Consider the following 11,787-nt stretch of genomic DNA (forward strand, 5'->3'; position numbering starts at 1 on the left):
CTCTTTGATATCTTTACACATTTAGCAAGTTTTCTTAGAGAAACTTTGACCGGACTGCACTCGAAAAAAGAAACAACTTTTTGACTTCGTAATCGTAATGAAATATCAGAACTCCACAATTAGCTTATTATTTTAATATCTGTGAGAGTTCTATTTAATAGACGGAATCAAATGTCCAGTTTTTAATCAAAAAAGAATGACCTGTTACAAAAAGTGTCCCGGCTTAAATCGGTAGCCGATTGTTGTACGTCGATTTGGATGGTTTCAAAAAGATAAATGATACCATGGGGCACGATGCCGGGGACGAGCTTTTGTCAAGTGTCGGTTCGGCACTGAAAAAAAATTTACGCAAAGAGGACACTGTGGGACGTTTAGGAGGAGACGAGTTCGCCATAATTTTATCTGAAATTAAGACACCTGAAGATGCCAAGCTCGTAGGAGAAAAAGTTGTGTCAGCCATGGGGCAGCCATTCCAGCTTAAGTCAGGGATTGCCCAGATAGGAGCCAGTGTTGGCGCAGCCATTTTCCCCGATCATGAGGTTGCATTGGACGCTCTTGTTAAGAAGGCAGACAGTGCGATGTACAAGGCCAAATCAAAGGGAAAAAATAACTGTGTTATAGGTGGATAGAATGATTATGTGTATTCCAGTTCCTTCATATACAGCATAACAATCATATTGTAATCAGCATATTGTTTTTGTTCGAGAAGCTTTATTGCGTTGAGATATGGCAAGATGGATTCGGATTTAAATGTGGTTTTCAGTATTTCAATATTGATTTCGGATTCGACCAGCTCTCTGAGTTCTTCAAGGTCGATAGACTTTGAGATCTTATCCAGGGAACAGGATGCTTTTCTTGTCTCTTCATACAGAGCAAACAACTTTTCATAATTCTGGCCAACCCTTTTGATAATATCCGCTAAAAAGATATCTTTGAGCTGCTTATATTCTTCACCGCGATATTCTGTTATCCGCGTGAAATACGGCAGTAAGTGTTTCAGGTAGACTAAAATACCTTTTTTCAACAGGTACATATCTTTCAGAAGTTTAATCGATATATCTTCCAAAGAATCAAATTCCTGAAAATCAATATCTATTTTCAATGTTTCCAGTGAGATATAGACCGGATCATAAGGTGATATCCTGTTTTCCATAGAAATGCCGTAGGTATCGCCTGGAACTGTATCGTAATATTTCTTCCACATGACCCGTCCATGTTTATATTCAGCCGCACCCAGACGGAACGGAATATGCATATTGATCAATTCATCCTGCTTTAATATATCCCTGCCGACCAGCCATCTGGGGATAGCTATTTTCAATCCGTTCTCGCTGATATCGATAATTAAAAATTGAAAGGGTTCATGATCAGTTTCCCTTGTGCCCAGAAAGGGCAATATAATCGACTCGATTGAGCGGCGGATCTCGCGGCGGTTATCCATGTTTTATCTTCCATTTCCTGAAAAACAGTCTGATTTATAACAGATCCCCATTAATGATATGTCATCGGCCGGCAGGCTTCCATCGCCAAATGCCATCAATGCATCATACAGATTTGCCAGCATCTCCTTAACGGGCAACTTTTTCAGTTCATCAACCAAAGCCAAGAGCCGGTCAAAGCCAAAAAACTCACCTTGTCTGCCCCTATGTTCAATCAAACCGTCCGTGTAAAGGAGCAGTTTATCCCCTGACCGAAGAATCTTATTTTCCTGCTCAAATGGCACAAGCCCCTCCATTCCGATAATGGAACCGCCTTTGTCCAATAAATCCAGATCACCGTTGGCCCGGATCAGAATCTGGGGCGGATGGGCTGCATTACAATAAATCAGATTTCCGGTTTTCGTGTTTAAAACCAGGTAGATGATGGTAAAAAATTTATCAAACCGTTCCGTGGGATATTCATGATCAAGGGCATTGATAACCGCTTTGGGTGTAATTATTTCATATGAACTACCGGATTGCGACTTTTTTACAAGTCCGCTTTGGGGAAGCAACCGCTGAAAAACAGAAATCGAAACCAAGGCCGAAGGAACACCATGTCCGCTGACATCCACCATATAGGCCCCAAGATGGTTTTCGTCCAAACGAAACAAATTAAATATGTCACCCGCGATATATTTTGATGGTTTATAGTGCCAGGCAAACTCAATGCCTTTAATATCGGGCAAGTTTTTAGGCAAAAAATTCTTTTGAATTTCAGCGGCAGCGGATAAGCTTTCATCCAGGTTGGCTTGCTTTTCGGCAAGATCCTGATTCAAACGGGAAACTTTTTTTTCCAACTCCGCATAACGGACAATCAAACTTTTTAATAAATCCAGATTGATATCGTTGTCCTGGGCCATCGCCCAAGAGTTTAAAAGTTCTAAAATCACCGGTTCAGGGGTAATACCGGCAAATTCCAGGGCGGTCAGTCTGTCATGGGTTAAATTTTCAATTACCATTAAAATTGTCACCTCTATCAACGAAACGTATCTGGATATCCTCATGGCTCAGTCCGGATTTTTCCGTTGTAATCGCGTCAATGCCGATATCATCCGCATTGCCTAATAATTTGAATAAGAGAACAAAATCATTGGGTTGTGAAATAATGCTCCCATGCTGGGGCAGGATTTTCATAAAAGGAATTTTTAATATCTGTTTAAGCGAGTGGCGCAGGGCTTTGGCAGATGTCATTATATGCTGGTGGAACCTTAAAATATTATACAAGGGACAGTATGTTTTTTTATTCGGGCAGACCGGAAAGGTATTGCATTCAATACAATAGGCGTCCAATTTAAAAAAAAGTTCCCATTGGCTGCCATAACTGCCGAACAAATCGCTTGAAAACAATACATTGGTTCTGGTGTCAAACGTGACAAAACTTCCGGGGCTATGGGAATAAGGCGTATTTACGAATCGAAGGACGCGCCCGGATTTAAAGCGATACTCGTGCCCGATGGATTCAAGCGAGACAAGATGCGATTTTACAGCGTAATGACGAATGAACATGTGATTGGCTGCATCTGAAATAATTTTCAGGCCCGGCTGGCCGATCAGCGCTTCAAAGTTGGGAATGCTGCCGCAAAGATCAGGATCATAATGTTGGTAGATCAGGGCTTTAATCCCGGGCAAGGCCACACCGGTGCGTAATATTTTCATCATCACCGTTGGAAAGTCTGGACGGCTGCCGCCATCAATAACGACAGCTTCATCATGATCAACAATCAGGTAAGGGTTGCAGTGTAAACCTGAATCCACATCGTAAAAACCTATCCAATATATTCCATCCGCGACCTCAATGGCACTTTCATACTGTTCTGTCTTTTCTTTTTTCATTAATTGTCCAATTCATTAAAAGGCTGAAAAAAATCTCATAATCAAGTATGGGTAAAAGGGTTTGCAGTACATGCCATTCAATGTTATTGAATAAAACAAAAGTGAACAGTTCGCAACTCCAAAAAGGCATTGACAATGGAAATCGATTCAAAAGAAATGGGTAATGTTCTGGTGGTGATTCCCCTTGAAAAACAAATTGATGCATTGGTGGCTAAAGTATTTAAAGGCAGGATGATTGACTGGATCAGCGATGGCCATCAGCGGATCATACTGGACCTTGCCAATGTCGAATTTATTGACAGCAGTGGTTTAAGCGCCCTGGTCGCAAGCTTGAAAGCGATGGATAAAGAAGGGCGCCTTGTAATTTGCAACATCCATGATACCACAAAAAGCATATTTGATTTAACCAAAATGAACCGTATTTTTCCTTTTTTCAGCACCTTGGATGAAGCGTTAAAAGCGATTGCCTGATGGATAAATCCAGAGAAAATAAAACCATTTTATTTACAATAAAAAGCCGGCTGGAAAATTTGTTAATGGTTCGGTTGGCGGCCAAGTCTATTATAGCCCATGTGATTACCGATGAAATAGCAGCCGGCCAGATAGAGCTGTGCCTGATTGAAGCAACAACCAATATCATCACCCATGCCTATCAATCAAGGCAAAACCAGGATATCCGCATAGAGGTGACGCTTTATGATGATCACATTTGTTTCAGGTTAACCGACAATGGATTGCCGGCAAAACTATTAGAAAAAAAAGAGTTGCATTTTGATTTCAAAGATTTAAACAGCGCGCCTGAAGGTGAAATGGGGCTTTTTATCATCCATTCCATCATGGACGAGGTTACCTATACACCGGGTAATATGAAAAACACATTAACCATGATCAAATACTTCAAAACATAATGAGATATAACATTCAACTGTATCTGTTATGAGCCTAAAAAAACGCCAATATCTTATTTTCGGTTTGCTTTTAATGGCCGCGGCGCTGGTTGCTACGTTTGGCTACCATCAGATCCAAGGAGAATGGGTATTATTTCGCAAGGCAGAACAGTGTTTCGAAAAAGATAATTTTGAAGGCGCCATACCTTTGTACAAGGCAGCCATTCAATCGGGATTGCAAAGTCCCAGGGCAATGATACATTTAGGCCATGCCTGCCTTTCAACCCGCCGTTTTGACCAAGCCATTGCCATATTTAAAGCTGTTTTAAAAAACGACCCTTATAATGAACCCCTGGTTTTTCAATTGGCAGGGCTATATGAACAATTCGGCCGGGTTGATGAGGCCATCCGGCTCTATCGCCCCAGTCCGGACAAATGGCCAAAGGATAAATTCCGGTTAGCGCGCTTGGCAGTGCTGTATAAACGGCAGGGCAATTTCCTGACGGCTGTACAATTATATCGTAACCTGTTGCAATTGGAACCGGAATCCGTTCCGTTTCAATTGGAACTGGGAGAAATGCTCGGATGGATGAAGCGCTACGATGAATCCGTTTCATTGTTTCGCAGCGTGCTGGCTGCACATCCCAGACACCGGCTTGCCCGAATACACCTGGCCCGTGTACTTTCATGGAAAGGGGATTTCAATGAAGCGATTATTGAATACGATTATGCATTGGGAGATTCCATATGAAAAATACTAAGCTTTTAACATGTTTAATTCTTTCTAGTTGTATATGCTTTTTCCCCTTTCATTTGGCAACGTCCAAGACAGACCTGCAAGACAAATCCATAAATCCCCTGGGAACAACCCAAGCCCAGATCGAAGATATTCCGGATTGGAAAGCCAGATTGGAGCTGGCCAAGCTTTTGACTTATGCCAAGCGTTATCCGGAGGCAATCCAAGCCTATAAAAGAGTGTTGAAAGAAAAGCCGGAACTTATGGAAGCTAAAATCGGGATGGCCAAGGCATATTTCTGGAGCGGTAATAATACACAAGCGTTAAAGCTGCTGGAATCATTTCCCCCAAAGCAGCTGGATGACCAAGCCCGGCTTGCCATGGCTGACTTGTATATCGCTATGAAGAATTACGCCGATGCAAAGACGATTTTTACGGATTATCTTAAAACACATCCCAACGATCATAAAGCGCGCCTGAAACTTGCACAACTTCTAAGCTGGATGAAAAGTTATGATAAGGCCATATCGCATTACCAGCACTTGACCAAGGCTTTGCCGGATGACCGGGAAATTAAGAAAAAGTACGCTTTTGTCCTGATTTGGGCCGGCAAACAGGACCAAGCCATAAAGGAGCTGCAAGATGCCCTGCCGGAATGATTGCGTCCATATTTTATCATTCCGGCACACGAAAATTTCTTGGGCAACCGCTTGTATCATTATTGCCCTGGTGGCCGGCTGCATTGCATTTTTCCCCCAGTGTGTTTTGGCAGGGGCGACCATTATACCCAGGCCGGATCAAATATCCGATTTTGATGCGCGGTTGGCACTGGCCCGGCTTTTATCATATAAAAAGCAAGGTTTAAATGAGGCACTTTTGCAATACAAAAAATTGTTAACACAACAGGGCCAAAACCTTGACGTCCGCCTGGAGTACGGCCAGGTTCTGCTGCGTTGTAAACAACATGCCAAGGCCATTGCTCAATTTCAAATTATCCTTGGCAAACACCCTGACCACCCTGACGCCCTGAAAGGAATTACCAATGCCTATCTTGGGAGCAAACGCTATAATGATGCGATTCTTTTGCTCAAAAGCCCGGGTGTACGAAAAAAAAATTCACCTCAGTTAATGCTTCAGCTTGGCCGTGCGTATTCCGCAAGCGGACAATATGAACAAGCCATAGAAATTTATCAAGCTTTGATGTCCGGTGATGATCACCTTTCCCATGATCCTGATTATTTAATCGAAGCCGCCTATGTACAAGCCAATGCAGGCCATGCCGTGAAATGCCGTAACCTCTTTTTAAAAGCAATCTCAATGATGGGCAAGCAACCGGAACTAAACCTGAAGTTTGCTGACCTTATGAACATGTGGGGGGATTTTTACAAAATTGAAAAAATTTACCGGAATTATTTGGACAGCCGTCCCGATGATTTTACCGTCCAGTTGAAGCTGGCAGAACTCCTGTCTAGTACACAACGTTATGAAGAAGCCGAAGGTCTCTATCGAATTCTAATTTATAAAGGGTTTCCCAGGGAAAAACTGCTCCTGGCGCTTGCACGGTTAAAGCTAAAAGAAAAATCGTTTCCGGAAGCCCGGGACTTGCTTGACCAGTTTTTCAGGCAACCAGGCATGGTTCACATCAATGACGTATGGATTTTAAAAGCTGAAACTAATGATGATCAAACAGAAAACAGCGGTATTGCGGCATGGTATCACCAAGCCTGCTTCTTGAAAGCGGAAACCCTTTACCATTTGAAACAATATGGCAAGGCTTATGATGCCTATGAGATCTGCGCCAACCAAATGCCGGCTGTAAAGATGCCGGAAAAAATAAAGGCAGCTATCGGGTTGGGAAAGACGGCTCTCAAGCTGAATGCTCAGGAAAAAGCCAAGGCAGCTTTTCAGCAGGCACACGCCCTGAATCCCGAACATATAGAGGCTAAGTTTTATTATCATTTTAGTAATGATGGTTTGGACATCGCATCAAAAGCGTTTATGGAAAAACTGTTTGATCCGGCATTGGAGCCCCCCATGGGGTTAGTGCAATGGGCCCGCTTATTTGCTGTTCATGGCCTAAATTCCCAGGCTGTTTTCTGCTATGAGACCGCATTAAAAAAAGATCCGGAAATTTTCCCCGCTAAACTGGAACTGGCCGAACTATCCGGTATTGACAAACAATATGAACAAGCCGTGAAATTATTTAAAGAGCTGAACATCCAATTCCCGGAAAACTACAAAATCAACCTTGGACTTGCGCGTGTACAGGCATGGTCAAGGGCATATGAGGATGCGGTTGAAACATATGACTCTCTTTTGTCGCTACAACCTCAACACCCGGTTGTACGGATTGAACAGGCGCGTACAAAATGCTGGGCAAAGAATATGGACAGCGCCTTTGAAACTTATGCGAAACTGTATAATCCACCGGTGGACCAAATGCTTCTTTCAAACCTGAATGAATTATCAATGGTTTTAAATAATACCGTTGTTAAGAACCGGCTTGAACGATTAAGGGAAATGGTTCAGAAAGATTCGGTCTATGAGGGGTATGAGCTTTTTTTTCAAACGCCATTGTTACCGCTGAACAGGGCTTCACATCTTAACCAGAGACTGGAAGAAATCCGTATTCAACTATTGCCGGCCTATCGAATTCAAAAAACAGCCTTTTTAGAGCGAAAAGCAAAATACCATGCGTATCATTTGCGGTTTTTATCCGCCCGGAACACGTTGTCGGAACTGGTGGCCCATCAACCCGGCAACCAGGAAGCGCTTTTTGATCAGGCGCAAGTGGATTGCTCGCTTGGGTTGTGCGACCAGGAGGCTTTGTCCTACCAGACTTTGCTTGACCTTGATCCCTTGCACAGCATAGCCCGGACAGCACTTGAGGGAAACAAGATCCGGCGCAATCCGTCGGTCCGCACAGATTATTACTATTCCAGAGAGCAAGGGCGGGGTGAACTTTCCCAAATAAAGCATCAGCGGTATGATCTTGGGTTGGACATTCCATTCTTATGCCGTTATCATTTTCGTATCATGGGGCACCGGTGGCAGGAATCCCCCTTGGGTTACCATGATACCTATGAATTAAAAGGCCACACATTTGAACTGTCCGGTGTTATTACCCCGGAAATTCAAGGCATGCTTCGATGGACAAAAAAATACGGTGATGGTGAAAAGTTTGGCGGCACGGACAGCGGCAATGCTCATTTATGGTTAAACCTGAAAGATTATTTAAAAATCGGCCTGGGCTTTGACCGGTTGGATCTGTTTGATAATGATTTTGCGATTCAGCAAGAAACACAGGCGGATGCCTGGTGGTTTGGTGTAACATCCAATCCGGCCAGGCAGTTGGATATTGGCGCAAAAGGTCAATACCTTTCCTATAGCGACGGCAATTATGAAAAAAAAGGGGAATTGTCCGTTGGATACGCTTTCACGGATCACCCCAAAATATTTAAAACAACGTTAAAGGCTGAATACCGCGATACCCGGGAAACTAATATTTACCAATATCAAGGGGATGATCTCATTAATATCATACATCCCTACTGGACGCCTGATGAGTATTTGGAAGGGGGGATATCGTTTGAATGGTATCATGATCTTTCAACATTGTTTTTTTGCGGAAGTCAGCGCCACTTTTATGAAATTGCCGTCTCTTTGGAGCAGAATTCAGATCAAAATCCGTCCGTAGAATTAAGCCTTAAATGGCATCTGGAATTTAACCCGCATTGGATGGTAAATATAGAAGGCCTGGTCCACCGCTCCGGGGAGTGGGACGCCAATCGTTTCCAGGCAGCTGTCCGATATCAATTTTAAACACAGGAACGCCATGAACGTTTTTTCCATTTCTAAAACCGCGCTCATGGGGCTGGCATTGATTTTGACCATGCTGGCGGTTTTTTTGTATCTGATCGCGCGGACGGTTCTTTTTCTTATCGAACCCTATCTCTGGTTTGAAAAAATCGTTGCGTTTTGTCTGCTTTGCGCTGAAACTTTTGTGCTGATTCACAGCCTAGGATATTTTTTAAATGTTCTGAATGTCATCTTGAATACTAAACCAGCCAAACCTGTTGAGGTGAAACCAGCGGTTCTTCGTGGTTATCCCCCGGTGGCGATTGTGGTTGCCTCGTATAAAGAGCCTTTGGAAGTGGTTGAGGATACGATCACATGCTTTTACAATCTGACTTACCCCAACAAGCACCTCTATTTTCTTGACGATACCCGTTATGACACGGCGTGGGATACCCCCGAAAAGATGGAAGCCTACAAGAAAGATGTGGAGGTTTTATGTCAAAATATTGGTGTCAATCTTTTCAGGCGCAGGTGGCATGGCGCCAAAGCAGGAATGATAAATGATTTCCTTGAGTTTGTAGAAGGCAATCAACGGGAAGATTTTCAATTTTTTCCGTTTGAGGAAAAAAAACGCGATGAAAAGGAAAAATACATTATTGTTTTTGATGCGGACATGAACCCTTTTCCGGACTTTGTCGAACCCCTTGTTGCCATGATGGAGAGGGATTCACAACTGGCCTTCGTGCAAACACCGCAATATTACTCAAACTTTGAATTCAATCGGGTAGCCAGGGCCTCCGGGCTGCAGCAGGCCGTGTTCTATGAATATATCTGCGAAGGTAAGAGCAGTCAGGACGCCATGTTCTGCTGTGGCACCAATGTAATTTTCAGGACAAAAGCTCTGGCTGATGTGGGGGGCTTTGATGAATCTTCCGTTACCGAAGATTTTGCTACATCCCTTAAATTTCATACCAAGGCATGGAAGTCCGCATATCTAAACAAGGTTTGTGCCTTTGGCATGGGACCGGAGGATTTAGGCGGTTATTTCAGGCAGCAGTTCCGCTGGGCCCTGGGCACAGTCGGATTGTTCCGCACGATTGCCGGGGTGTTCATTAAAAACCCGTTCAGTTTAAAACCCGCCAAGTGGTGGGAATATTTTCTTTCCGGCACCCATTATTTCGTTGGGTGGGTATTTCTGGTAATGGCTTATTGCCCTATTTTATATCTGTTTTTTAAAGTTCCCAGCTATTTTTCAAAGCCTGAAATTTATATTATTTTTTTCCTGCCATATATCATTCTTTCACTGACTATGTTTTTCAGTACGCTTCATCAGCGGATGTACACATTCAAGGATCTTGTCCAGGGTATTTTGCTAAATGCGATCAGCTTTCCGGTATTCATGAAGGCATCACTGCTTGGAATTCTGGGCGTCAGGGGTTCATTTGCCATAACCCCCAAAGGACAAAGCAGGGCGCTTCCCCTTTCCAATATATGGCCACAACTTTTAACCGCTGTTTTAAGCTTTGCCGCCGTTATTGTGGGGATCAACCGCCTCTACTACGAACGGGAGCCAGCCGCGGCAATCATTGCTAACTCTTTCTGGTCTTTTTACCATTTTATCATTCTGACAACAGTTCTGTATTTTAATCACCCGGAGGAGCATGAGTAACCATTTCTTTTTTTTAATTAAAAACAGATTTAAAAAGGTATTGTTTATACTGACCATATTGGCTTTTTTTTTACCTTATACGGTGGTCTGCTCAATGTCAGCGCCCACATCAAACCCTGCGCCGTTACTTTGGGGCACGGCGCTGGATGGATACCCGGTCACGGACAAACAGCTGGATAAAATTGAAAGTGACACAAAACTTTGCCCTGCCATGGTGGTTTTCTTTTTACAATGGCCGGCCCAGTCCAAAGCAGGCGGTTTTCCCGTAACAAGTCTGAATACAATATTGCAGCGAGGTGCTGTTCCCTGTATCACCTGGGAACCCATGTACTATGAGGATGGTGTTGAAAAAATGGTTCCTTTCCAAAAGATTCTGAAGGGCGGATATGACTTGTATTTAAATGATTTTGCCCATCAGGCCAAAGCCTTTAACCAGCCTTTCATTATCCGCTTTGCCCATGAGATGAACCTTCAAAGATATCATTGGGGGACCTCCCAAAAAGAGTTTGGTCCCAAAAGTCCCCAGATTTATCAGCAAATATTTCGTTATGTCGTTAATCTGTTCCGTGGTCAAGGTGCAGACCAGGTGCTCTGGGCATTTTGCCCCAATGCGGAATCGGTTCCAAATATGACTTATGATCCCACATCCGGATGGAATAAGCCCTTTGCCTATTACCCTGGAGACGATTACGTGGATATTCTGGGCATGGACGGATACAACTGGGGGACGACCCAAACTTTGGAAAAACACGGCTGGAAAAGTTCATGGAAAACATTTGAAGAGATTTTTTTTTCGATATACAGGGAACTGAATGCCAGAGCACCCCAAAAACCCCTTTTTGTTTTTGAAACCGCATGCGCAGATATGGGGGGAGAAAAAAGCAAATGGATTGCCGAAGCATTCCATACGCTGAACAAATGGAAGTTCCAGGGGGTCGTATGGTTCCAGGTCCGAAAGGAAATTGACTGGCGAATAAACAGCTCGGGCAATCTTTCTTATACCCAGATAGTTAAAAGGTCTACTTCGCCAGGCCTGTTTTGGATCAAGCAGGCTCACGAATAAGGGTAGACGGATCATAGTAAACATATACCGTTCAGAATAACGAGCTTGACAGTCTGAAGTTTTGTAGCAATCAGGCAACCAGTGGAAGCTGACATTCATGGTGCCTGCGGGCCTTTGCCGTAATTATGCCATAAATCGCGTCAGTACTGAAAGCGCTAAAATTATGGTAATATTCTTGTTGGATCACCGATTGAACCACCTCTTCTGATGGGACGTTTGAAGTCACGGTCCTAAGCCATCCCATATACCGTTGCCAGATCGTTTCATTGTAGTTCAGTGCTAGTATTTGGAGGGTACCTGTAGCGATGCAACCAAAATTC

General features: G+C 43.5%; 12 protein-coding genes. 8 read left to right on the forward strand and 4 right to left on the reverse strand.

Annotated features, from left to right (window positions below; translation table 11 throughout):
* The first annotated feature begins 242 nt into the window (after positions 1-242).
* On the forward strand, positions 243-629 hold the full coding sequence (locus B147_RS0102290; protein WP_033396737.1) for a diguanylate cyclase domain-containing protein: 387 nt from the start codon (positions 243-245) through the stop codon (positions 627-629).
* Between the two features lie 5 nt (positions 630-634).
* On the opposite strand, the gene B147_RS0102295 is transcribed toward B147_RS0102290, so the two are convergent.
* From B147_RS0102295 to B147_RS0102305, 3 genes are read right to left on the reverse strand one after another with little or no spacing between them, the layout of a single operon-like run.
* A complete protein-coding gene (locus tag B147_RS0102295; protein ID WP_020585642.1) occupies positions 635-1,441 on the reverse strand; it encodes a PilZ domain-containing protein in 807 nt (268 codons plus the stop codon).
* 3 nt (positions 1,442-1,444) lie between these two features.
* Positions 1,445-2,440: a PP2C family protein-serine/threonine phosphatase gene (locus B147_RS27160; protein ID WP_020585643.1), complete on the reverse strand. Its 996-nt coding sequence runs from the start codon at positions 2,438-2,440 to the stop codon at positions 1,445-1,447.
* Entirely contained in the window at positions 2,430-3,314 is an 885-nt protein-coding gene (locus B147_RS0102305; protein WP_020585644.1) for an oxygen-binding di-iron domain-containing protein, read from the reverse strand. The genes B147_RS27160 and B147_RS0102305 overlap by 11 nt, the downstream gene beginning before the upstream one ends.
* Positions 3,315-3,449: 135 nt before the next feature.
* On the opposite strand from B147_RS0102305, the gene B147_RS0102310 reads away from it, so the two are divergent.
* From B147_RS0102310 to B147_RS0102340, 7 genes are all read left to right on the forward strand, one after another.
* On the forward strand, positions 3,450-3,785 hold the full coding sequence (locus tag B147_RS0102310; RefSeq protein ID WP_020585645.1) for an STAS domain-containing protein: 336 nt from the start codon (positions 3,450-3,452) through the stop codon (positions 3,783-3,785).
* Positions 3,785-4,222 (forward strand): ATP-binding protein, encoded by a 438-nt coding sequence (locus tag B147_RS0102315; RefSeq protein WP_020585646.1) that lies wholly within the window; start codon positions 3,785-3,787, stop codon positions 4,220-4,222. Before B147_RS0102310 ends, B147_RS0102315 begins: the two co-directional genes overlap by 1 nt.
* Positions 4,223-4,295: 73 nt before the next feature.
* On the forward strand, positions 4,296-4,952 hold the full coding sequence (locus B147_RS0102320; RefSeq protein ID WP_169400695.1) for a tetratricopeptide repeat protein: 657 nt from the start codon (positions 4,296-4,298) through the stop codon (positions 4,950-4,952).
* Positions 4,949-5,596, forward strand: coding sequence for a tetratricopeptide repeat protein (locus tag B147_RS0102325; protein WP_020585648.1), 648 nt, complete (start codon positions 4,949-4,951; stop codon positions 5,594-5,596). Before B147_RS0102320 ends, B147_RS0102325 begins: the two co-directional genes overlap by 4 nt.
* A complete protein-coding gene (locus B147_RS0102330) occupies positions 5,580-8,759 on the forward strand; it encodes a tetratricopeptide repeat protein (protein WP_020585649.1) in 3,180 nt (1,059 codons plus the stop codon). Before B147_RS0102325 ends, B147_RS0102330 begins: the two co-directional genes overlap by 17 nt.
* A 13-nt stretch (positions 8,760-8,772) precedes the next feature.
* Entirely contained in the window at positions 8,773-10,404 is a 1,632-nt protein-coding gene (locus tag B147_RS0102335; RefSeq protein ID WP_020585650.1) for a glycosyltransferase family 2 protein, read from the forward strand.
* Between the two features lie 94 nt (positions 10,405-10,498).
* On the forward strand, positions 10,499-11,467 hold the full coding sequence (locus B147_RS0102340) for a glycoside hydrolase family 26 protein (RefSeq protein ID WP_157237739.1): 969 nt from the start codon (positions 10,499-10,501) through the stop codon (positions 11,465-11,467).
* A 70-nt stretch (positions 11,468-11,537) separates the two neighbouring features.
* On the opposite strand, the gene B147_RS32240 is transcribed toward B147_RS0102340, so the two are convergent.
* Positions 11,538-11,787: hypothetical protein (locus B147_RS32240; RefSeq protein WP_026259482.1), on the reverse strand; the 250-nt coding region annotated here is incomplete at its 5' end.

Source organism: Desulfobacter curvatus DSM 3379 (assembly GCF_000373985.1).
GTDB lineage: Bacteria > Desulfobacterota > Desulfobacteria > Desulfobacterales > Desulfobacteraceae > Desulfobacter > Desulfobacter curvatus.